The organism is Exiguobacterium sp. s133 (assembly GCF_018618595.1).
Classification (GTDB): domain Bacteria; phylum Bacillota; class Bacilli; order Exiguobacteriales; family Exiguobacteriaceae; genus Exiguobacterium_A; species Exiguobacterium_A oxidotolerans.
The window spans coordinates 155,946-179,703 of the sequence record NZ_JACSMK010000002.1 but is presented as its reverse complement, the minus strand read 5'-3'; the positions used below and the strand labels follow the sequence as shown (position 1 = coordinate 179,703).

Below are 23,758 nucleotides of genomic sequence, written 5' to 3'. Positions count from 1 at the left end.
TTGGGAGACAAGAAAAACAAGATTATCATCAAAGGCGCTCGCGTCAATAACCTCCAAAACATCGATGTCGAAATCCCGCGCGATCAGCTCGTCGTCTTGACGGGCTTATCGGGATCCGGTAAGTCATCACTCGCGTTCGATACGATTTATGCGGAAGGGCAACGACGTTATGTCGAAAGCCTCTCCGCTTATGCACGCCAGTTTTTAGGGCAGATGGATAAACCGGACGTCGATGCGATTGAGGGACTTAGTCCGGCAATTTCGATCGATCAAAAAACGACGAGTAAAAACCCCCGCTCGACTGTCGGGACGGTGACGGAGATTTATGATTACCTCCGTCTGCTGTATGCGCGAATCGGCAAACCGATCTGTCCGAACCACGGGATTGAGATCTCGAGTCAAACGATCAGTCAGATGGTCGACCAAGTGATGGAGTTACCTGAGCGGTCGCGGTTGCAGATTTTGGCACCGATTGTTTCCGGACGAAAAGGGGCGCATGTCAAAGTCTTTGAAGATTTGAAAAAAGAGGGCTTCGTTCGTGTCCGTGTCAATGGCGATACGATTGATTTAACGGATGACATCGCACTCGAAAAAAACAAGAAACACTCGATTGAAGTCGTCGTCGACCGTGTCGTCGTCCGACCGGACGTCGAATCACGGCTCGCCGACTCACTCGAAACAGCACTTCGCCTCGCGGAGGGACGTGTCATCGTCGATACGATGGATGGCAATGAGCTCCTTTTCAGTGAGCATCATGCGTGTCCCATTTGTGGTTTCTCAATCGGAGAACTCGAACCGCGGATGTTCTCGTTCAATTCGCCATTCGGGGCCTGTGCCTCATGTGACGGACTCGGGACGAAACTTGAAGTCGATGTCGATCTTGTCGTACCGCATGCAGACAAGTCACTCAACGAAGGGGCAATCGTCGCGTGGGAACCAACGAGCTCACAATATTATCCGCAATTGCTCAAAGCAGTCTGTGAGCACTTTAAAATCGACATGGATACGCCGTTCGAACAGTTGTCAGACGAACAACGCGACATCATCTTAAACGGCAGCTCGAAAGAAGAAATTCACTTCCGTTATGAAAATGACTTTGGCATGGTCCGCAACACGGATCTGTTCTTTGAAGGTGTCTTGAATAACTTGCAACGTCGCTACAAGGAGACGTCGTCGGATTACATCCGCGAACAGATGGAAGGATATATGGCGAAAAAAGCATGTCCGACTTGTAAAGGGCATCGTCTGAAACGCGAATCGCTTGCTGTCAAAGTATCCGGTATCCACATCGGAGAAGTGACGAAGATGTCAGTCAAGCAAGCCGTCATCTGGTTCGAAGAGTTACCGGCGAAACTATCGGAAAAAGATCAAACGATTTCGCGGATGATCGTCCGCGAGATTCATGAACGGTCGTCGTTCTTAGAAAACGTCGGTCTCGATTATTTGACGATTTCCCGTGCTGCCGGCACATTGTCCGGTGGGGAAGCGCAACGGATTCGTCTCGCGACACAAATCGGCTCCCGTCTGACAGGTGTCCTCTATGTCCTTGACGAACCGTCAATCGGCTTACACCAACGTGATAACGACCGATTGATCAGTACGCTGAAAACGATGCGCGATCTCGGAAATACGTTGATCGTCGTCGAACATGATGAAGACACGATGATGGCAGCGGATTATCTGATTGATATCGGACCCGGTGCCGGTGATCACGGCGGCTTCGTCACAGCGGCCGGTCGACCGGAAGAATTAATGAACGACGCGAATTCACTGACCGGACAATATTTGTCGGGGAAGAAGTTCATTCCTGTGCCGACTGAACGGAAACAACCGGACGGACGGGCGTTACGAATTAAAAAAGCGTCAGAAAATAACTTAAAAAATGTCGACGTCGATATCCCGCTCGGCTTGTTTGTTGCCGTGACCGGAGTATCAGGTTCCGGGAAGTCGACATTGATTAATGAAATTCTCTATAAGACGATTGCACATGAGATGAACCGGGCAAAAGAAAAGCCGGGAGCGCATAAAGGCATCACAGGACTCGACCAAATCGATAAAGTCATCGACATCGACCAATCCCCGATCGGTCGGACGCCACGTTCGAACCCGGCGACGTATACCGGTGTCTTTGACGACATTCGTGATGTTTTCGCTTCGACGAACGAAGCGAAGTTACGCGGCTATAAAAAAGGACGCTTCAGTTTCAACATCAAAGGTGGCCGGTGTGAAGCGTGTCGCGGAGACGGGATCATTAAAATCGAGATGCATTTCTTGCCGGACGTTTACGTTCCGTGTGAAGTCTGTCACGGGAAACGGTATAACCGCGAGACGCTCGAAGTAAAATATAAAGGTAAAACGATTTCGGACGTTCTTGCGATGACAGTCGAAGAGGGACTCGAGTTCTTCGAAAAAATTCCGAAAATCAGCCGGAAGCTGCAAACGATTGCTGACGTCGGATTGACGTACATGCGTCTCGGACAGCCGGCGACGGAACTGTCGGGCGGTGAAGCACAACGCGTGAAGCTTGCTTCGGAACTGCATAAGCGGTCGACTGGGAAAACGATTTACATTCTCGATGAACCGACGACGGGACTGCATGTCCATGATATCGCCCGCCTGTTGAAAGTCTTGCAACGCCTCGTCGACAACGGCGATACGGTCCTCGTCATCGAGCATAACCTCGACGTCATTAAGACGGCGGATTACTTGATTGATCTTGGTCCGGAAGGTGGCGATGGTGGAGGTATGATTGTTGCAACAGGAACACCGGAAGACATCGTGCAAGTCAAGGAATCGTATACAGGACATTACTTGGCACCTGTTTTGGAACGGGACGCAGCCCGAATCGAATCATGAAACTTTTTTGACGGAGGATTCGTAAAAGGGAAGTAAGGGAAGTAGAACGAAAGAGTGAATAAGTTTTCCTGCGTCATAGCGTGTTCAGAAAATAGGAGGGGAATGTTCATGAAACAAGATATGCGTCAGTTGATACTTGAACAGGTAAAAGAAGGAAAGTTGACGATCGATGAGGCACTCGATAAGCTCGAACGCCTTGAAGCACTCGATCAGCAACAATCGACGACAGCAAGTAATCATAAGTATGTCGATGAACCGGAACAGTACGACCGCGTCGATCATTACACGGTTGATTCACTGACGTCGAAAGTGATGTCTGCTTTTGATGGTCTCGTCAACCGGATTAAAGAGAGTGATCTCTCATTAAATCAGACGTCCGGTCCGAACGTCACCTACGTCAAACAATTCCCATTCAGTGGAGAGACGATTCATTTGGATTTATTTAATGCCAATGCCGTCGTCGAACCAAGTGATTTAGAGGAGTGTGAGTTGACGGTGACGGGGCGTCCGCTTCGCCAAGTCAATGAGGAGCAAGCGCTCGAACAACTTCAAGCGTCGCTTCAACATTCCGTCTCCGCTAACACGCTATCGATTCGCTTGAAAGATAAACGCGTCCGGGCGACGATCCACTTAAAAGTTCCGCGTCGTCACTACGAGGCGTTCGTGTTACAGACGTTGAATGGCGAGATTACGTTGTCGTCGCTTGACGCGACGAGCGTTCAACTGATGACAGCGAACGGACGGATCCATGTCCGCGATCTTTATAGTGAGGATTTGAAAGCTTCGACGGCGAACGGTTCGATTGAAGTCGAAGAGTCAGAAGTCAAAATGTTAAAAGCGAAGACGGCGAATGGTCAAATCATCGCGAACGGGGTTTTTGAACGTTCTGAGCTGAAAACCGCGAACGGCAATGTCCGTTGTGAACTCAAAACAGCCCATGACGCGAAGATTCAAGCGTCGTCACTCGCGGGAAGCATTGCTTTGATGTTGCCGCATGGTGCTGAAGTATATGGTGAGCTGGAAACAAACTTTGGTGGGTTGAATTGTAACCTCGATGAGATGGAAGTGATTCGCGACCAAAAAGATGTCGTGAACCGTAAACTTCATTTCGTCTCCGGTCGTGATCGGACGCCGAAGATTGAAGTCGAAGCCGATACGAAAACGGGAACGATTTCCGTGACGCACGGTGTTCACTTAAGTCCGCAAGCGTTCTAATCAAAAATCCCGCCTGCTTCCTGAAACCGGAGCCGGCGGGATTTTTTTATCGCTTCTTGATGAAAATGTATGATTAAGCATCGCAATCAAAAAATGATGTGCGTTTGTCTACAGTCAAAAAGAAGGGGATGCCATCTAAATGATGCGCATCCCCTTTTTTTGGATTAGTAGTTATAGTCTTCATCCATCATGGGTTCGTCCCAGTTCATATTGTCGAAGTTGTTCATGTCATACCCGAATGAAATGAACGTGATGACACCGACGATAGCGAGGACGATTGCGGCAATAATTAAGCCGATTCCCATCCAGCTTTTACGACGGACACGATTCCAATAAAAGATAATTGCGAGGATGAGCGAAATAAAAGGACCACTCAAAACAATTCCAATCAACGAAATGATGAAGAATAAAAGTGCCGTTTGATTTTGATCACGCGAATAGGACTTCCACATATCGATTAACGAGATGATGATGTAGACGAGTCCGAGGATCGCAAGAATCCCGCATAAAATCATAATGATAATCATTCCGATACCACTACCTGACATATTCATCATTATCAAAACCTCCTTTCTTGTTTTCTCTAACGTTATTCCTTTCCCAAGATTATCAGCTTCTAATCGAATTCATTGATTTTAGCAAAAATATGGTACAATACTTCAAGTGAAAGGGGCTGATTGAGCGTGCAAGCAAAAGTGCGAACAGCTGAAATCGTAAAGCAATTCAATTTAAAAATTGTCACCGGAGAAGAAGGACTACATCGTCCGATTTTAACGGCTGATCTCTGTCGACCCGGTCTTGTCCTCGCTGGTTATTATGCGTATTATCCGGCAGAACGTCTGCAAGTCCTCGGGAAAACAGAATTGACGTTTTTCAACAACCTGACGTATGAGGAACAGCTCGAACGAGCAAACGTCCTCTGTACAGATGAAACACCAGGGATTTTAGTGACGCGCGGGTTTGAGGTACCGGAAGCGATCATCAAAGCAGCTGACGAAACGAACGTACCGCTCTTGACGACGAAGGGACATACGACATCGGTCGAATCTCAAATCACGAACTTCCTCGAAGCGGAACTCGCCCCGACGACAGCGATGCACGGCGTCCTCGTCGATATTTACGGAGTCGGCGTCTTCATCAAAGGGGCAAGTGGTGTCGGTAAATCCGAAACGGCACTCGAACTCGTCAAACGGGGACACCGCCTTGTCGCGGACGACTCCGTTGAAATTCGTCAGACGGGTGACGGCATCTTAGTCGGCACAGCGCCGAAATTGATTCAGCACCTCCTTGAGATTCGCGGAATCGGCATCATCGACGTCATGACGTTGTTCGGTGCAGGTGCTGTACGGTCGCATAAAAAAATCAGCCTCGTCTGTAATCTGGAAATTTGGGATCAAACGAAAGTCTATGACCGCGTCGGTCTTGATCAAGAGACGTTACAAATCATCGATACGGAAATTCCGTTTTTGACGATTCCGGTTCGTCCCGGGCGTAACCTTGCCGTCATCATCGAAGTCGCGGCGATGAACTATCGTCTGAAAAATATGGGCATCAACACAGCAGAAGAATTCGCCGGACGTCTCGCGCAAGCGATCGAAGACGGGAATGGTGGTCTATGATGGGGACACTCGCAACGGTACAACCGACATTCGACCGCGTCGCGATTGAGCTCGGTCCGATTCCAATCTATTGGTATGGTGTCGTCATCGCCTTGGGCGCAATCGTCGGCTTGATGATCGCCATCTTCGAATCGAAGCGGATCGGTTTCAACGAAGAATACGCGGTCGATGTCGTCATCTGGTCGATTCCGATCAGCATCATCTGTGCCCGGATTTACTATGTGGCTTTCGAGTGGCAGTATTACGGTCAACATCTCGATCAAATCATCAACATCCGCCAAGGCGGAATCGCGATTCACGGTGCCATCATCGGGGCGATTTTGACAGTCATCCTGTATACGCGAAAGAAAAACATTTCGTTTTGGCAAATCGCCGATATCCTGGCGCCGTCACTCCTGTTTGGTCAAGCGGTCGGACGTTGGGGTAACTTTTTCAACCAAGAAGCGCACGGGGGAGAGACGACATGGTCGTTCCTGCAAGATACGTTGCACTTGCCGAACTGGATCGTCAATCAGATGTATATCGACGGCGTCTATTACGTGCCGACGTTCCTCTATGAGAGCATTTGGAACATCATCGGCGTCATCTTGTTGATCGTCTGGCGGATGAAGTTCAATCCGCGTCGCGGCTACGTCTTCCTCGGTTATCTCGTCTGGTACTCGATTGGACGTTACTATATTGAAGGACTCCGGACGGATAGTCTGTTGATGGGGGACGGACTGCGGACGGCACAAATCGTCTCGATTTGTTTAATCGTCTTCGGACTCGTCATGATGGTCATCCGGAAAAATGCTGTCCGCTACTTGGATGGAACGACACGGGAGGCGAAGTGAAACCATGATTAATACGATTCTATTTGATTTAGACGGTACGTTGATTGATACGAACCCGTTGATTCTAAAAAGTTTTGAACATACGCTCAGTTACTACTATCCGGAACGGACGTTTACGGAGGCAGAATTGCTTCCGTTCATCGGTCCGACACTGGAAAAATCATTTTCAGAGCTCAACGCCAAGCAGTGGAAAGAAATGGTCGCCTTTTACCGCAGCTATAACATCGCGATGCATGACGCACTCGTCCTTGAATATCCGGGTGTCCTCGACGGTTTACGCCGCTTGAAGGAACAGGGCTACAAGATGGCGGTCGTGACGTCAAAAAGTCGTCGCGTCGCCTTAAAAGGGATTGAGCTGTTCGGACTGACGTCACTGTTTGAGACGATCATCGCAGCAGACGACGTGACGGAAGAAAAACCAGCCGTCGAACCATTTGAAAAAGCGATGGCACTTCTCGGTTCGACAACAGACGAGACAATCATGGTCGGGGATAACGACACGGATATCAACGGCGGGAAAAATGCCGGGTTGAAAACCGTTGCTGTCGGCTGGGCGATTAAAGGACGTCCGTATCTCGAAGCATTAGAGCCAAGCGTCATCATCGACTCGATGGAACACCTGAGTGACTGGATCGAGGCGCAAAATGGCACGGCGGACTGATCGCTATCACGTCGGGGCGACGAATCCGTTATGGCACATGTACCGGACGGTTTCGTTCTTCAAGGTCATGTGGTGTTTCCTCATCATTACAATCGGACGCTTTTCGCCGTCGCTCCGCTTTAAGAATGGCTTGTACCGGACGTGTCTCCGGATGAAGATCGGCGATCGGACGGCGCTTGCCTTGATGGTGATGCCGGACACGATGTTCCCGGAACGGATCTCGATCGGCTCGAATACGATCATCGGCTTCAACACGACGATTCTCTGTCATGAGTATTTGACGACCGAGTACCGGATCGGCAACGTGACGATCGGTAGTGACGTCTTAATCGGCGCGAACGTGACGATTTTACCAGGGGTGACGATCGGGGACGGTGCTGTCATCGGTGCCGGTTCCGTCGTTCACCGGGACATCTTACCGAACGAACGTGTCTCGAGTCAGCCGCTTCGCCGGCATGAAATGTGACGAAACTGTGAGAAGGAGGTCGATTCGCAATGAATTATATTCGCTTCACCTATAAGACAGGAAAGTATTTCGGAAGATTATTCGCAGAACGTCCACAAGGTCTCGTCGTTGAAGTCCTCGCGGTCGAGAAACATCCGACGCAAGGTGATCTGCATCAACCGAACCAAGTTGACGTACCGCTCTTCCATATCCGTACCGCCTTACATCAACACGAAAAAATCACGGTTTCTCCAAGCGTCGTCTATGCATATGACGGAGAGATTCCAGCGTATTCCGACAGCTTACGCCAAGCATTCGAAAAAGATGTTGAGCGTCTGCAAAACAAGAATCCGCAAGAAGATGCTTTTGTACGAAAATGCTTAGAGAACTACAAGGAACTCGAAACCATTTATGCGAAACGCTGGGCGTAAACCCCGGCGTTTTTTTCTGTTGCAACGCTATCCGAGATAGGTTATTCTTGTCTCTGCAACTACGAAACTAGATTTATATTATGGGGGCTTGAATCACTATGGAATTAACGGAATACAAAGCAGACCCCTTTGCGATTACAACGCGCCAAGCGGAACTTTTTTATTTTCGCGGACGGAAGGCGCATCGGGAAGGGAGACTCGAAGAGGCGGTCTATCATCTTGACGAAGCAACGACGCTTCAACCAGAAGATGTCCGTTACCTACTACGTTACGCACGTGTCCTGTTCGAAACGGGAGAAATCAATCATGCGAACGATGTATTGAAACGTGTCCGTGCACTCGATGAGTCAAATACCGAATCACTCTTTTATTTAGCGAACAACTATGCGCACGTTTCTTTATATGAAGAAGCAAAAGAATATGCGCTCGAATATTTAAAACATGCGCCGGCAGGCAAACACGCAGAGGCATCGGCCGCACTCGTGGAATTGATTGATCTTGAGCAAGAGCTTGAGGATGACGATGAAGATGAGTTGATTCGTCTCCATGCACAAGCCCAGCGCCAAATCGATAAAGGGATGTTGTTTGCAGCACAGGACACACTCGAGTCCTTGATCGCGACGTACCCGACATTTTGGCCAGCCTACAATAACTTGGCAATCGTCGAATTTTATCTCGGTGAAAACGACCGGGCTTTCCATTCGCTTGAACGCGTCTTAGAAGGAAATCCGGGAAATCTCCACGCGCTTTGTAATACGCTCGTTCTCTTACATGAGATGGGGCAGGATGAAGAAGCGCACCGTCTGTCACGGAAGCTCGAACACGTTCGTTCCGTCAATCTTGAAACACGTTATAAAGTCGCATCGACTCTTGCGATTATCGGTCGTCATGACTTAGCGTACGAAGAATTGAAATTGCTCGAACGCCGTGGCTACCGAGGCGATCCATTATTCGGTCACTGGTTATCGATTTCTGCATTCAAAACAGGACATGTCGAAGAAGCTGCAGCCTTCTTACAATCAAAAGAGGCCGCGAGCTTACGGGAAGAACAAGAGGCATACGACATTCGTCATAACCTTCAGTTTCGTTCAGCCTTGATTCAAGCGTTGAAAACGGAAGATGATGTCTCACGCATTTTCACGGCTTTGCTACTCGGGAAACTAAATGACGAGGAAGCACGGTTGGCCCTTTCGATGATGCCAGAAGTGACGGATCACGAAGATGTCCTGCAGCTGACAGAACAAATTTTGCATGAGATGAATGGACGGGGCGATATCGTCGATGAACGGATTCATCGTGCCTTACAGACGATTCGTCTCGCAGAACATTACGTGTCTGACGAAGAGCGGATGAGTCTCGAAGGCGATTTTTATGAACGGTTTGCCCGACTCGTCCTCAGTGGCGAAACGTTCGACTCGGTCGAAGGTTCAGCCGCTGCATTAATCCATCTGTTTCACGAGTTACGGGAAGGGATGTTGATTGAAGAGTGTGCCGAACTGGTTGATGTCTCCTTTGACGAGGTGGCGATGACGATTCGTGCCTACAAACAACACCTGACACCTGCTCGGGCAAAATGTTAGACGTTTGCCATATTCTCACCTATACTCAAATTACAACGAAACTTAAGATGGGGTGGAAACATGACAGAAACTGCTGAAAAAATTTATGATGTCATCATCATCGGTGCAGGTCCTGCCGGAATGACGGCAGCACTTTACGCATCACGCGCAAACCTTTCAACACTGATGATCGAACGCGGTATTCCAGGTGGTCAAATGGCCAACACGGAAGATATCGAAAACTATCCGGGATACGATAGCATCCTTGGACCGGACCTTTCACAAAAAATGTTCGATCACTCGAAAGCATTCGGCGCAGAATATGCGTACGGTGACGTCCGTAGCATCGAGGATGGACGTGCTTTTAAAACGGTCCATGCACACAACAAGGATTATCATGCGCGGGCGATCATCATCGCATCGGGCGCACAATATAAGAAAATCGGTGTACCGGGCGAAGAAGAGCTCGGCGGCCGTGGTGTCTCGTATTGTGCCGTTTGTGACGGAGCTTTCTTTAAAGAAAAAGAATTGTTCGTCATCGGTGGTGGGGATTCAGCGGTCGAGGAAGGTGTCTACTTGACACGTTTCGCGAAAAAAGTCACAATCGTCCACCGTCGTGAAGAATTACGTGCACAAAAAATTCTTCAAAAACGTGCGTTCGATAACCCGAAAATCGATTTCATCTGGAATCATACCGTCAAACAAATCAACGAACAAGACGGTAAAGTCGGTTCGATTGATTTAATCAATACGAAAACGGCAGATGTGACGACACATCCGATCGATGGTGTCTTCATCTACATCGGAATGAACCCGATCACAGGTTACGTCCAAGATCTTGGTATCTTGAACGATCAAGGATATGTTGTGACGAACGAAGGCATGGAGTCAAACATCAAAGGAATCTTCGCAGCTGGAGACGTCCGTGAGAAAACGCTCCGTCAAGTCGTTACGGCAACGAATGATGGTTCGATTGCTGCTCAAAATGCACAGCATTATATCGAAGCGTTACTCGAGGAATTACAGGAATCATCACAGGTGTAAGACAGGAACCAGCTTTGTTGGAGGGGACTTCAATGAGGCTGGCTCTTTTTTTATGCTATACTGAATTTGGAATAAAAAATACACGCGGAACTGTTGTCTGGAGGGCGAAAAGATGGAAGAGAATCAACCGCAATTGGTCATCATCACGGGAATGAGTGGGGCTGGAAAGAGTGTCGCCATGAATAGCTTTGAGGACTTAGGCTATTTCTGTGTCGACAATCTCCCACCGACGTTACTGCCGCAATTGATTGAAGTGATTGGGCAAGTCCGTCCGAAAATTGCCGTCGCCATCGATACACGTGCTCGTGATTTTATTGATAGTTTCTTTGTCGTTTACGAAGATTTGAAAAAAACGAACCTGCAGATTCGTATGTTGTACTTAGACGCACGCAATGACGTCCTCGTGCGCCGCTATAAAGAGTCGCGGCGTTCGCATCCACTGGCGCCGACTGCGTCACCACTGATCGGTATCGAGCGAGAGCGGACGCTGCTCGAAGGATTCCGTGACAAAGCACAGATGCTGATCGATACGAGTGACATCAAACCGCTTGCACTGAAAGAACGCTTGCTCAAAGAATTTACGGAAGGGGAACGGATTCCCTTTACCGTCAATGTGATGTCATTTGGTTTCAAGCACGGACTGCCGCTCGATGCCGATCTCGTCTTTGACCTTCGTTTTCTGCCGAATCCGTTTTACATCCCGGAGTTACGTCCGAAAACGGGACTCGATCTCGAAGTATCGTCATACGTCATGAAGTGGCCGGAAGCAAAATTGTTCTATAAAAAGCTTGTCGACTTGCTCGAGTTCCTGATTCCCCAGTACGAACGGGAAGGAAAATCACAACTCGTCGTCGCCCTCGGCTGTACAGGTGGTAAACACCGCTCGATTACGTTTGCGGAAGCAATCAGTAAAGAATTTGAAAACCAGTATCACGTCGTCACGAATCACCGGGATTATGTTCACGCGAAGGAGGAAAAGTAATGAAATGGGAACGGAAAGTCGTCGCGATTGGCGGTGGAACGGGCTTGTCGACTCTTTTGCGTGGACTGAAGCATTATCCGCTCGACATCACGGCCATCGTCACGGTCGCGGATGACGGGGGGAGCTCGGGGCGCTTACGGACAGAGTTCAACATGTTGCCGCCGGGTGACATTCGAAACGTCATCGTCTCGCTATCGAAGTCCGAGACATTGATGGACCGGATCATGCAGTACCGTTTTGAAACGGGAGAAGGACTTCACGGTCACTCGCTCGGAAACTTGATGCTGACGGCTGCGACGCAGCTCTGTAACGGCTCGTTCGTCGAGGCGATTGGCGTCATGGGACAACTGTTGAATGCGGAAGGGAAAGTCTATCCGGCGACGGAGCGGACGATTACGTTATGTGCCGAGTTCGAAGACGGGACGATTGTCAAAGGCGAGTCGTTGATTCCGAAAGTCGGAAAGGTCATCGAGCGGATTTATTTGGAAGAAGAAGATGTCCGTCCGGTACCGGAAGCGATTCAAGCAATCCTTGAGGCCGATGTCATCGTCCTCGGACCAGGGAGTCTCTATACGAGTATCATCCCGAACGTCTTGATCGATGAAATCCGGGAAGCGATTAAACAATCGCTTGCACCTGTCGTCTATATTTGTAACGTCATGACGCAACCGGGTGAGACGACGGCCTTCACGGCAAATGATCACTTGACTGCGCTCGAACGTTTTCTTGGTCAAGGTGTCGTCGATACAATCATCGTCAATAACGAATCAATCGATGCAAGCTATTTGCGAAAATACCAAAAAGATCATGCCGATATCGTCACTTACGATGATGAACGGTTCGTCGAGGCGGGAATTGAAGTGCTCGCGGACGATATCGTCGACTATAACCATCATTTCATCCGTCATGACGCGGACGCGGTCGCGAGCCTCGTCATGCGGAAAGTATTATCGATTCGACGGGTGCGTCAACTCGAAGGGAAGGAGGAATTGACGTGAGTTTTGCTTCAGAAGTTAAAAAAGAATTAACACAGATTGCCATCACGGATCACGAGATGAAGGCGGAATTAGCGGCGCTCGCACGGATGAACGGTGCGATTTCGTTCGGACTCGGCCGCGGATTGACACTTGATATTTCGACTGAAAATGCGTCGATCGCGCGACGGATTTATTCATTATTAAAACGGGCATACGGGGTCCATCTGGATCTACTCGTCCGAAAGAAAATGCGCCTCAAAAAAAATAACGTCTACATCGTTCGCGTGAAGCAACAAGCCGATAAGATTCTGCAGGATTTAGGCATCCTCGGCGAAGGATTCACGATGATTCGTTCAATCAGCGATACGATTTTAAAAGATGAACGGCGGGCACGTGCCTATTTACGGGGGGCGTTCTTAGCCGGAGGGTCACTGAACAATCCGGCGACGTCGTCGTACCATTTAGAAATCTTCAGTCTCTATGAGGATCACAATGCGGCGCTTCGGAGTTTGACGAACCAATTCGATTTGAATGCAAAAGCAATCGAGCGTAAGAAAGGGCACATCCTCTACATCAAGGAGAGTGAAAAAATCTCTGATTTCCTCAAGGTAGTCGGGGCGACCCATTCGATGCTTCGTTTTGAAGATGTCCGGATTTTAAAAGATATGCGGAATTCGGTCAATCGTCTCGTCAACTGTGAGACAGCGAACCTCAACAAAACGGTCGGGGCAGCGCTCCGCCAAGTGGAGAACATCAAATTTCTCGAACGGACGGTCGGACTCGATGTCTTACCGGACAAGTTACGGGAAATCGCGATTTTACGCGTGACGCATCAAGACGTGACGCTGCAAGAGCTCGGCGAGATGGTCGAGAGCGGCTCCATCTCAAAATCAGGGATCAATCATCGATTGCGGAAAATTGATCAAATCGCGGATAAACTCCGGAATGGTGAGTCGTTGACAGGTGCGCTCTAAAAGGGAAACTTGCGAGATGAACCATAGTCTACTATAATATATAGTCGATGCAACTAAATGTTCGAATTAAGGAGTTTTTGAAATGGCTAACGAAAAAAAACGTATTTCGCTGACAGTCGATGCGAAATTTGATGAAGTCTTGACGAAAAAAGCAAAATCAATCGGTGTACCGAAAAGTACACTCGTGACATTCGCAACATCACTCTTCCTTAAGCAATTGCAAGCAGAAGAAGAGCTTTCACCACATGCGAACGGGATTTACACATTGATTCGTGAAAACCACGACATCGTGTCTGATATTACAGATCTCATCGACTAACACAAACGATCCTTTTCAGGTTCGGGACGAACTTTCATGATTCAATGAAGTTCATGCCTGGCGTGGAGAGGATTTTTTTTTGAAGACAACAAAAAAACGACCGCTGATGTAAAAACATCAACGGTCGGTCGGGTTAACAGATTAAGCGCGCTCCATGACGCGGTCGATGAGACCGTAGTCAGCTGCTGCTTGAGCAGACATGAAGTTATCACGCTCTGTATCGCGTTCGATGACTTCAAGTGGTTGTCCTGTGTTTTCTGCCATGATTTTGTTTAAGTGTTCACGCATTTTGATGATACGTTCTGCATGAATTTTAATGTCTGACGCTTGTCCTTGTGTGCCGCCGAGCGGTTGGTGAATCATGATCTCAGCGTTTGGAAGGGCAAAACGTTTTCCTTTTGCGCCTGCTTGTAAGAGGAACGCACCCATTGAAGCGGCCATTCCGATACAAATTGTTGAAACTTGTGGTTTGATGAAGTTCATCGTATCGTAAATCGCCATACCCGCCGTGATTGAACCGCCCGGGCTGTTGATGTAGAGCGAAATTTCTTTATCTGGATCCTCTGCTGCTAAGAAGAGCAACTGGGCAACGACTGAGTTGGCGACGTTATCGTCAATCGCGCTCCCGAGAAGAATGATACGATCCTTGAGCAAACGTGAATAGATATCGTAAGCACGTTCCCCGCGGTTGGTTTGTTCGATGACTGTTGGAATTAACATAGTCTTTGCCTCCTTATGATGGTATGTAGCTCATATTCGACTTATTCCTATCATAATCCTTTGGTCAATATTGGTCAAAAGATACGATGCGACTTTTATGTATTTTTCCTGAATGGCATTGAATTAAACATATCAATATAGAAAAAAAGGCAATACCGCGAACGGCATTGCCTGTAGATTCAAAGATGGTACACCCGGAGAGATTTGAACTCCCGACACCTGGTACCGGAAACCAGTGCTCTATCCCCTGAGCTACGGGTGCATGTTTTTTACTGAACAATTAATAGTATACCGACATTTTTTCAGGAAAGCAATACTCGATTGATAAATTCAACATTTTTTTTCGGGCGAAAGATGCTTAAGGAGGACTTTCTAGACGGTCGGAAGATTTTTTCCTCTATACTATATAGAAGAGTTAAAGATGCAACGGAATGAAGGGAGAACCGACGATGGAACAGCGCCAGGAACAGACGCAACGGATGACGTTATCGACGTCCCAATTGTTTCAGTTGACGATTCTTGAAGAATCATTTGCTGAACTCGAAGAACATGTATACCGAATCATACGCCGGACAAGCGCTTATCGGAATAATCTCAGTAAAACAATCGACGTTGATTTTGGCCGCGTCGCAGACCGTGTCGCTTCATTTGAAGCGACGCTTCTTCAGCAAATACGTTTAGAATCGGTGAGACAGGAAATAGGATATATGGCGGAACAACTCATGACGTACTTAGATACGGATGGATTATTGCGGACGACGGATGCGCAACTGGCAACATTGTTAGAGGCGGACGTCAGTCTCGTAAAACAAGCACGACACGTTTTACAACGGTGTGAACCGACGGGAATTGCGGCACGTTCCGCGCACGAATGCCGGTTGTTGCACGCGCTCGAACTAGATGACGCGTTATTGATTGATGTCGCGACGGATTTGAATGAAGGGATTGCTGTCAAACAAGCACTTCAAGACATCAATGATGCAACAGACCGGATACGGATCAAGGCGGCGCTCGATCGGTTACCAAAAGCACCGGTCTTTCCGGAGACGACCGTTCTGACGATTCCGGAAGCAGACATTGAATACCGTGACGGCAAGTTGACGATCAACTGGTCTGATCTCGAAATCGACCGCAGTTGGACCGACCTCGAGGAAGCAAAACCGTTCTTGAGTGCATATGAACGGAGACGGACGACGCTTCGGGCGATTCTGGACGTCATCATCGAGCGACAGCTCAATTGGTTTAAAGGAAAGCTCGAGCTCGCGCCACTGACTAAAAAAGAAGTGGCGGAAGTGACGGGGCATCATCCGTCGACGGTTGGACGGGCGATTGCGAACAAAACGGTCAAGACGATTCAGGGCACGATGTTACTCGAAGATTTTTTCGTCTCACGGACGACGACCGGGACGTCGAGTTTCTTAGTTAAGGTCCGGATCGCTCAACTTCTCGAAGCGTCGCCTGTACCGATGAGCGATCAACAATTGGTCGATTGTCTAGCGAGGGAGCAAATTACGGTCGCGAGACGAACGGTCGCAAAATATCGGGCAGCCCTTGGTTTGACCCAAGCGGACTTCGAGAGACGAGAGGCGAATTCATGATGCGAACAAAAGAAAACATGCACTTAACACTCTATTCACGTCCGGGTTGTACACTATGTGAGGAAGCCGCCATCTTGCTCGATTTTGTATTAGATGAATTTCCCGAATGGACATTCGAAGAAATCAACATTGACAACGATGCGGCGCTCAGTCTGAAGTACCTCTACGAAATACCGGTTCTCGCACATCAAAACGAAATCTTAAGTTATGGAAAATTTGAGACGGAGGCGGTCAGAAATCGTTTACTTGAAAAAAGATGACGGTCGAGACTTGAAACAAAACCAAGGTACTGTTATGATAGCAATGTACCAAGTGGGACAAGATATGACACGCGGGACGTAAAGTGTCCAGCAATTTGAGAGGAGCGGGAGTTACATGATTCGGCAGTTAGTACAGATCCAAAAGCGAATCGTGCCTGATCTGATTGAAGAAATGCAGACACGTTACGACATTCTTCATTATGTACGCCTGATGCAACCGATCGGACGACGAACACTTGCGACGAGCCTTGGCTTGACGGAACGCGTTCTACGCCGGGAGGTCGACTTCTTAAAAGAACAAGACTTACTGGAAGTTGCGACGCAAGGCATGTCCTTGACGGATGAAGGGCGGACAGTATTACGAAGCATGCACAGTGTGATGGCGGAACTCGCCGGGATCTCCGATATGGCGAAAGCCTTAAAAGAGAAGCTTGGTGTAAAAGACGTCGTCATCGTACCGGGTGATTCGGATCAAACCTTCTGGGTGCAACGCGATATGGGACGGGCAACAGTTGCCCGCTTAAAACGTGAACTTTCAAAAGACCACAATACGATCGCAGTTACAGGTGGGACGACGATGGCTTCGGTCGCGGCGATGATGTCGCCCGATAAGGAAAATCGTCCGATGACGTTTGTACCCGCACGAGGCGGTCTTGGCGAAACGCTTGAACTTCAAGCGAATACGGTCTGCTCACGCATGGCTTCACGTGCCCAAAGCGACTATCATCTGCTTCACATTCCAGACATGGTCAGCACCGAGACATTCGTCAAGATGGTCGAGGAGCCGAGCATTAAAAATGTCTTACAGATGATTAAAGATGCTTCAATCGTGGTACATGGAATTGGTGAGGCAAAAACGATGGCAAAACGTCGTCGTGCTTCGACAGCTCTTTTGGAACAGCTCGAAGACGAGCAAGCCGTCGCAGAAGCATTCGGATATTATTTTGATCGGGACGGAAACATCGTCCACCGTGTCAAAACGGTCGGACTACAACTCGACGACTTGAAAAAAGTCGAACACGTCGTGGTTGTCGCCGGTGGTCATTCGAAAGCAGAAGCGATCAATGCCTACGTCAAACAGTCTCCAAACATCATCCTCATTACGGATGAAGGAGCCGCAACAACGATTTTGAAAGGGTAGCCCCCTTTTGAATAATAGATAACTCGCTTTACACTAAAAGGAGGAAAATTATCATGGCAGTAGTAAAAGTTGGTATTAACGGATTTGGACGTATCGGGCGTTTGGCACTTCGTCAAATTCTTCAATTTGAAGGAATCGAAGTAGTCGCAATCAACGACCTCACAGACACTAAAATGCTTGCACACCTTTTAAAATATGATACGACTCAAGGTCGTTTCGACGGAGAAGTTGAAGTACACGACGGATACTTCCTCGTAAACGGTAAAGAAATCAAAACACTTGCTAACCGCAACCCAGAAGAACTTCCATGGGGCGAGCTCGGTGTTGACATCGTTCTCGAATGTACTGGTTTCTTCACAGACAAAGAAAAAGCTGAACTTCACTTGAAAGCTGGAGCTAAAAAAGTTGTTATCTCAGCACCTGCTACTGGCGACATGAAAACTGTCGTTTACAACACGAACCACGAAATTCTTGACGGAACTGAAACAGTTATCTCTGGTGCTTCATGTACTACGAACTGTCTCGCTCCAATGGCGAAAGTTCTTCAAGATCAGTACGGAATCGTTGAAGGTCTTATGACAACTATCCACGCTTACACTGGCGACCAAAATACACTCGACGCTCCACACCCTAAAGGTGACTTCCGTCGTGCACGTGCAGCAGCTGCTAACATCGTTCCTAACTCAACTGGTGCTGCTAAAGCAATCGGCCTCGTTCTTCCAGAACTTCAAGGTAAACTTGACGGATCTGCACAACGTGTACCAGTCGCTACAGGTTCACTCACTGAGCTCACAACAGTTCTTGAGAAAAAAGTTACAGTTGAAGAAGTTAACGCAGCTATGAAAGCAGCAGCGAACGAGTCTTACGGTTACACTGAAGACGAAATCGTTTCTTCTGACATCGTTGGTATCTCTTACGGATCACTCTTCGATGCAACACAAACTAAAGTTGTTACTGTCGGCGACAAGCAACTCGTTAAAACAGTTGCTTGGTATGACAACGAAATGTCTTACACTAGCCAACTCGTTCGTACACTCAAACACTTCGCAGAAATCGCTAAGTAATTCGAGCAATTAAATAGCAATTGAATAAGAGCGGAAACTACCAGTCTCCGCTCTTATTGCGAAAAAAAGTCTGGAGGGGCGTCACAGCCCCTCACTATACGTATGAGACGGAGGACGAATGTATGAATAAGAAATCAATTCGCGACATCGATGTACAAGGTCAACGCGTGTTTACACGTGTCGACTTCAACGTACCACTAGAAGACGGTAAAATTACGGACGACACACGGATTCGTGCGGCACTTCCAACAATTAAACATTTGATGGATGGCGGAGCGAAAGTCATTCTCGCAAGCCACATGGGACGTCCTAAAGGCGAAAAAAATCCTGAGTTCTCACTTGCACCAGTCGTAGCACGCCTCAGCGAATTGCTTGGTAAAGACATCAAGCTCGTTGAAGAAGCGTATGGCCCGGTCGCTGAAGAAGCGGTCAGCAAGCTTGAAGCAGGAGACGTTCTCGTTCTTGAAAACGTTCGTTTCTACCCTGGAGAAACAAAAAATGATGCTGAACTCGCTGAAGGATTTGCGAAACTCGCAGATATCTTCGTCAACGATGCATTCGGTGCAGCTCACCGTGCACATGCTTCTACAGAAGGAATCGCGCACCATGTCGATACTGCTGTAGCAGGATTGTTGATTGAAAAAGAACTTCAAGTTCTCGGGAAAGCGATCTCGAACCCGGATCGTCCGTTCACTGCAATCATCGGGGGATCGAAAGTAGCCGACAAAATCGGTGTCATCGATCACTTGCTTGATATCGTCGATACGTTGATCATTGGTGGGGGATTATCTTATACATTCCTCAAAGCTCAAGGTTATGAAGTCGGAACGTCACTTCTCGAAGTAGACAAAATCGACCAAGCGAAAGAATTCATGAAAAAAGCAGAAGACAAAGGCGTCAAGTTCTTAATGCCGGTCGACTGTGTCATCACGAAGGAATTCGGCGAAGAAACATATGTAGGACCACGCGATATCGACAGTATCCCAGCGGATCACATGTCACTTGATATCGGACCAAAAACAGTCGAACTGTATGCGGAAGCAATCAAGAACTCGAAACTCGTCGTCTGGAATGGACCGATGGGCGTATTCGAACTTGATAAATACGCAAACGGAACGAAAGGTGTCGCTCAAGCACTTGCTGATAGCGACGCATACTCAATCATCGGTGGTGGGGATTCTGCTGCAGCAGCTGAGAAATTCGGTCTTGCAGACAAGATGAGCCATATCTCGACTGGTGGCGGAGCGAGCCTCGAGTTCATGGAAGGTAAAGCCCTTCCTGGTGTCGAAGCGCTTAACGACAAGTAATCCAATAGTTCACAAGGGAGTGTTTCTCAATGCGTAAACCAATCATCGCAGGTAACTGGAAGATGAATCTAACTCTGAAGGATGCAGTCGCATTCGCAGAAGAAGTAAAAGGCAAAGTACCAGCTGCATCGACTGTCGATGCTGCTGTCTGTGCACCAGCTGTATTCCTTGCTCATTTAACGGAAGCAGCAGCTGGAACTGATCTTAAAATCGGTGCTCAAAACATGTACGATCAAGAAAGTGGTGCATTCACAGGCGAAATCAGCCCTGTCATGCTAAAAGAGCTTGACGTGACATACGTCATCCTCGGTCACTCTGAACGTCGTGAGTACTTTGGTGAAACAGATGCATTCATCAACAGCAAAGCGAAAAAAGCGTTCGAGCACGGTCTCGTTCCAATCGTTTGTGTAGGTGAAACACTTGAAGAGCGCGAAGGCGGCAAGTTCGAAGACGTCATCCGTGAACAAACGACAAACAGCCTTAAAGGCTTGACTGTCGACCAAGTGAAAAATCTCGTCGTCGCATATGAGCCTGTCTGGGCAATCGGAACAGGTAAATCAGCGACAGAACAAGATGCACAAGATTCTTGTAAATTCGTTCGCGACGTCGTCGCTGCTGAATTCGGTACAGAAGCTGCAGAAGCAGTTCGTATCCAGTACGGTGGCAGCGTCAAGCCGGAAAACGTCAAAGAATATATGGCTCAACCTGACATCGACGGAGCACTCGTTGGTGGAGCAAGTCTTGAGACAGGATCGTTCCTCAAACTGTTGGAGGCGATTTAAATGAAAAAACGTCCAGTCGCACTTATCATCCTTGATGGTTTCGGTATGCGTGATGAAGAATTCGGGAATGCTGTGACAGCAGCAAACAAACCGAACTTCGATCGTTTTTGGAACAAATATCCACATACGTTGTTGAATGCGAAAGGGGAATACGTTGGTTTGCCTGAAGGTCAGATGGGGAACTCAGAAGTGGGTCACCTCAACATCGGGGCAGGTCGCGTCGTCTACCAATCGCTATCCCGAATCAACAACGCCGTCAAAGATCGCTCGTTCTTCTCGCGTCAAGCGATGAACGATGCGGCAGGTCACGTGAAGAAACATGATTCAGCACTCCATATCTTTGGTTTAGTATCTGACGGTGGAATCCACAGTCACATCAACCACTTGTATGCTGTTCTTGAATTCGCGAAACTTCACGAAATCGAAAAAGTTTACCTGCATGCCTTCACGGACGGCCGCGATTGTGATCCGCAATCGGGTGCTGGTTTCCTTCGTGACGCGCAAGCGAAGATGGATGAGTTACAAGTCGGTCAATTCGCGAGTGTCTCTGGACGCTATTATGCAATGGACCGCGACAACCGTTGGGAGCGCGTCAAGAAAGTCTATGACGTCATCACATACGGTGAAGGCCCGACAACAAAAGACCCAATCGGCATGGTAGAAGAATCATACAAGACGGACGTTACGGACGAGTTCATCGAACCAACCGTCGTCGTGCAGGAAGACGGTACGCCAGTCGCACCGATCCACGACAACGATGCAATCATGTTCTTTAACTACCGCCCTGACCGTGCGATTCAACTGGCGAAGGTCTACAAAGAAAAAGCTGGCTTCACAGGATTCGAACTTCCGGACAATGCACCGAAGAACCTGCTGCTCGTCTCCATGACGAAGTACTCGGATGCGATTGATACGGATATCGTCTTCCCGCCAGAAGATATCAAAAACACGCTTGGGGAAACACTCTCGAAGCAAGGCTTAAAACAATTACGGATTGCGGAAACTGAAAAGTATCCACACGTCACGTTCTTCTTCAACGGACAACGTGAAGAACCGTATGAAGGCGAAGATCGTATCTTAATCCCGTCGCCAAAAGTCGCAACATACGACTTACAACCAGAGATGAGCATTTATGAAGTAACGGATGCGCTTGTTGAAGCGATCAATTCCGACAAACATGATGCCATCATCCTAAACTTCGCGAACCCGGACATGGTTGGTCACTCGGGTATGCTCGAACCGACAATCAAGGCAATCGAAGCAGTTGATGAATGTCTCGGTAAAGTCGTTGACTTGATCGTCAGCAAAGGTGGCGCAGCAATCGTGACTGCTGACCACGGAAATGCCGATAAAGTGCTCAATAAAGATGGCAGCAAGATGACGGCCCATACGACAGAACCGGTACCATGTATCGTGACAGTCGAAGACGTCGAACTTCTCGAGCCACTTACAGGCGCATTAGCGGATTTAGCACCAACATTACTTGATCTACTTGGCGCAGATCAGCCGTCAGAAATGACGGGTAAATCCATCGTATTAAAGAAATAATCCCGTCGATGGAATAAACGTCTAACAAAGCAACACACACTATTTTTTCAACTAAAAGGAGCGAATTTAAATGTCAATGATTACAGAGATTTATGCACGCGAGATTCTTGACTCACGCGGTAACCCAACAGTAGAAGTAGAAGTATATACAGAAGACGGCGGCTTTGGTCGCGCACTCGTCCCATCAGGCGCATCAACTGGTGAGCACGAAGCAGTAGAACTTCGTGACGGCGACAAAGCACGTTATCTCGGTAAAGGTGTCTTGAAAGCAGTTGACAACGTCAACGAAAAAATCGCACCTGAAATCATCGGTTACGATGTTTTCGACCAAGCTGGAATCGACAAAAAAATGATCGATCTCGACGGAACAAAAAACAAAGGTAACTTCGGCGCTAACGCAATCCTCGGTGTTTCGATGGCTGCTGCTCGTGCTGCTGCAGATGAGCTTGGACTTCCACTTTACACGTACCTCGGTGGATTCAATGCGAAAACACTTCCAACTCCAATGATGAACATCATCAACGGTGGATCACACGCTGACAACAACGTTGACTTCCAAGAGTTCATGATCATGCCTGTTGGAGCTCCAACATTCAAAGAAGCACTTCGTATGGGTGCTGAAATCTTCCACGCGTTGAAATCAGTTCTTAGCGGAATGGGTCTTAACACAGCAGTTGGTGACGAGGGTGGATTCGCTCCAAACTTGAAATCAAACGAAGAAGCAATCACAGTTATCCTTGAAGCAATCGAAAAAGCTGGCTACAAAGCAGGCGAAGATGTTTACCTTGCAATGGACGTCGCTTCTTCTGAGTTCTACGACAAAGCAGCTGGAACATACAACCTCGCTGGCGAAGGCAAAGTCCTTTCTACAGAAGAGCTTGTTGAATTCTACGCACAACTCGTCGACAAATACCCAATCATCTCAATCGAAGATGGCTGTGACGAAAACGACTGGGACGGCCACAAACTTCTCACAGACCGTATCGGACACAAAGTTCAACTCGTTGGGGATGACTTGTTCGTAACAAACACAGAAAAACTTGCTGAAGGTATCGAAAAAGGCATCGCTAACTCGATCCTCATCAAAGTTAACCAAATCGGTACGTTGACTGAAACATTCGACGCAATCGAAATGGCTAAAAAAGCTGGTTACACAGCAGTCGTTTCTCACCGTTCTGGTGAAACAGAAGATTCAACAATCGCTGACATCGCTGTTGCGACAAACGCTGGTCAAATCAAAACGGGTTCACTTTCACGTACAGACCGTATCGCGAAATACAACCAACTTCTTCGCATCGAAGACATGCTTTCAGATGTTGCTGTCTACGATGGTATCAAATCATTCTACAACCTCAAGAAGTAATTTACGGATTGAGTCGACAGTCTCTCGCTTAGCGAGGGGCTGTTTTTTTGTCCTGTAGTT

At 48.1% G+C, this 23,758-nt stretch carries 22 protein-coding genes, 1 tRNA gene and 1 pseudogene; 21 read left to right on the top strand and 3 right to left on the bottom strand.

Going from position 1 to position 23,758, the window contains the following annotated elements; genetic code table 11:
- Positions 1–2,856 carry an excinuclease ABC subunit UvrA gene (uvrA, locus tag KNP96_RS03500; protein ID WP_214766837.1) on the top strand — a complete coding sequence of 952 codons (2,856 nt, stop codon included), beginning with the start codon at positions 1–3 and terminating at the stop codon, positions 2,854–2,856.
- Positions 2,857–2,964: 108 nt separating this feature from the next.
- Positions 2,965–4,071: a DUF4097 family beta strand repeat-containing protein gene (locus KNP96_RS03495; protein ID WP_029331375.1), complete on the top strand. Its 1,107-nt coding sequence runs from the start codon at positions 2,965–2,967 to the stop codon at positions 4,069–4,071.
- 164 nt (positions 4,072–4,235) lie between these two features.
- Here the strand turns inward: KNP96_RS03495 and KNP96_RS03490 are convergent, their stop codons facing one another.
- Complete coding sequence (locus KNP96_RS03490) at positions 4,236–4,628, bottom strand: Asp23/Gls24 family envelope stress response protein (RefSeq protein WP_214768844.1); 393 nt, start codon at positions 4,626–4,628, stop codon at positions 4,236–4,238.
- Positions 4,629–4,754: 126 nt separating this feature from the next.
- Here KNP96_RS03490 and hprK point away from each other — a divergent pair, with 126 nt between their 5' ends.
- The 11 genes from hprK (at position 4,755) to KNP96_RS03435 (ending at position 13,915) form a co-directional block, all read left to right on the top strand.
- On the top strand, positions 4,755–5,690 hold the full coding sequence (gene hprK / locus KNP96_RS03485; protein ID WP_029331373.1) for an HPr(Ser) kinase/phosphatase: 936 nt from the start codon (positions 4,755–4,757) through the stop codon (positions 5,688–5,690).
- Complete coding sequence (gene lgt, locus KNP96_RS03480; RefSeq protein ID WP_088837753.1) at positions 5,690–6,523, top strand: prolipoprotein diacylglyceryl transferase; 834 nt, start codon at positions 5,690–5,692, stop codon at positions 6,521–6,523. The genes hprK and lgt overlap by 1 nt, the downstream gene beginning before the upstream one ends.
- Before the next feature lie 4 nt (positions 6,524–6,527).
- A complete protein-coding gene (gene ppaX, locus KNP96_RS03475; protein WP_214766841.1) occupies positions 6,528–7,184 on the top strand; it encodes a pyrophosphatase PpaX in 657 nt (218 codons plus the stop codon).
- Positions 7,168–7,650, top strand: coding sequence for an acyltransferase (locus KNP96_RS03470; RefSeq protein ID WP_214766843.1), 483 nt, complete (start codon positions 7,168–7,170; stop codon positions 7,648–7,650). The genes ppaX and KNP96_RS03470 overlap by 17 nt, the downstream gene beginning before the upstream one ends.
- A 29-nt stretch (positions 7,651–7,679) precedes the next feature.
- Positions 7,680–8,060 carry a sporulation phosphorelay system protein KapB gene (gene kapB, locus KNP96_RS03465; RefSeq protein WP_088837750.1) on the top strand — a complete coding sequence of 127 codons (381 nt, stop codon included), beginning with the start codon at positions 7,680–7,682 and terminating at the stop codon, positions 8,058–8,060.
- Positions 8,061–8,158: 98 nt separating this feature from the next.
- Positions 8,159–9,640, top strand: coding sequence for a tetratricopeptide repeat protein (locus tag KNP96_RS03460; protein WP_214768843.1), 1,482 nt, complete (start codon positions 8,159–8,161; stop codon positions 9,638–9,640).
- 60 nt (positions 9,641–9,700) lie between these two features.
- Positions 9,701–10,663: a thioredoxin-disulfide reductase gene (gene trxB, locus KNP96_RS03455; protein ID WP_029331364.1), complete on the top strand. Its 963-nt coding sequence runs from the start codon at positions 9,701–9,703 to the stop codon at positions 10,661–10,663.
- Positions 10,664–10,775: 112 nt separating this feature from the next.
- A complete protein-coding gene (gene rapZ, locus KNP96_RS03450; RefSeq protein ID WP_029331363.1) occupies positions 10,776–11,645 on the top strand; it encodes an RNase adapter RapZ in 870 nt (289 codons plus the stop codon).
- Positions 11,645–12,643: a gluconeogenesis factor YvcK family protein gene (locus KNP96_RS03445; RefSeq protein ID WP_029331362.1), complete on the top strand. Its 999-nt coding sequence runs from the start codon at positions 11,645–11,647 to the stop codon at positions 12,641–12,643. Before rapZ ends, KNP96_RS03445 begins: the two co-directional genes overlap by 1 nt.
- Positions 12,640–13,596: a DNA-binding protein WhiA gene (gene whiA, locus KNP96_RS03440; protein WP_088837747.1), complete on the top strand. Its 957-nt coding sequence runs from the start codon at positions 12,640–12,642 to the stop codon at positions 13,594–13,596. Before KNP96_RS03445 ends, whiA begins: the two co-directional genes overlap by 4 nt.
- Positions 13,597–13,678: 82 nt before the next feature.
- Positions 13,679–13,915, top strand: coding sequence for a hypothetical protein (locus tag KNP96_RS03435; protein ID WP_029331360.1), 237 nt, complete (start codon positions 13,679–13,681; stop codon positions 13,913–13,915).
- A gap of 141 nt (positions 13,916–14,056) precedes the next feature.
- Here KNP96_RS03435 and clpP read toward each other — a convergent pair.
- A pseudogene (gene clpP, locus KNP96_RS03430) lies at positions 14,057–14,641 on the bottom strand (ATP-dependent Clp endopeptidase proteolytic subunit ClpP); the annotation flags it as partial.
- Between the two features lie 180 nt (positions 14,642–14,821).
- Positions 14,822–14,897, bottom strand: a tRNA-Arg gene (locus KNP96_RS03425).
- 187 nt (positions 14,898–15,084) lie between these two features.
- Between KNP96_RS03425 and KNP96_RS03420 the strand changes: the two genes are divergently transcribed.
- The 8 genes from KNP96_RS03420 (at position 15,085) to eno (ending at position 23,698) form a co-directional block, all read left to right on the top strand.
- A complete protein-coding gene (locus KNP96_RS03420) occupies positions 15,085–16,233 on the top strand; it encodes an RNA polymerase factor sigma-54 (protein WP_214768841.1) in 1,149 nt (382 codons plus the stop codon).
- A complete protein-coding gene (locus tag KNP96_RS03415) occupies positions 16,230–16,493 on the top strand; it encodes a glutaredoxin family protein (RefSeq protein ID WP_088837745.1) in 264 nt (87 codons plus the stop codon). The genes KNP96_RS03420 and KNP96_RS03415 overlap by 4 nt, the downstream gene beginning before the upstream one ends.
- Before the next feature lie 118 nt (positions 16,494–16,611).
- Positions 16,612–17,634, top strand: a complete 1,023-nt coding sequence (locus KNP96_RS03410) for a sugar-binding transcriptional regulator (RefSeq protein ID WP_029331355.1) — start codon at positions 16,612–16,614, stop codon at positions 17,632–17,634.
- Between the two features lie 53 nt (positions 17,635–17,687).
- Positions 17,688–18,698, top strand: a complete 1,011-nt coding sequence (gap, locus tag KNP96_RS03405) for a type I glyceraldehyde-3-phosphate dehydrogenase (RefSeq protein WP_088837744.1) — start codon at positions 17,688–17,690, stop codon at positions 18,696–18,698.
- Between the two features lie 122 nt (positions 18,699–18,820).
- Positions 18,821–20,005, top strand: a complete 1,185-nt coding sequence (locus tag KNP96_RS03400; RefSeq protein WP_088837743.1) for a phosphoglycerate kinase — start codon at positions 18,821–18,823, stop codon at positions 20,003–20,005.
- Positions 20,006–20,034: 29 nt separating this feature from the next.
- On the top strand, positions 20,035–20,787 hold the full coding sequence (gene tpiA, locus KNP96_RS03395) for a triose-phosphate isomerase (protein ID WP_088837742.1): 753 nt from the start codon (positions 20,035–20,037) through the stop codon (positions 20,785–20,787).
- Complete coding sequence (gene gpmI, locus KNP96_RS03390) at positions 20,788–22,335, top strand: 2,3-bisphosphoglycerate-independent phosphoglycerate mutase (protein WP_214768839.1); 1,548 nt, start codon at positions 20,788–20,790, stop codon at positions 22,333–22,335.
- Positions 22,336–22,405: 70 nt separating this feature from the next.
- Positions 22,406–23,698: a phosphopyruvate hydratase gene (gene eno / locus KNP96_RS03385; RefSeq protein WP_023469213.1), complete on the top strand. Its 1,293-nt coding sequence runs from the start codon at positions 22,406–22,408 to the stop codon at positions 23,696–23,698.
- Positions 23,699–23,758 lie beyond the last annotated feature (60 nt).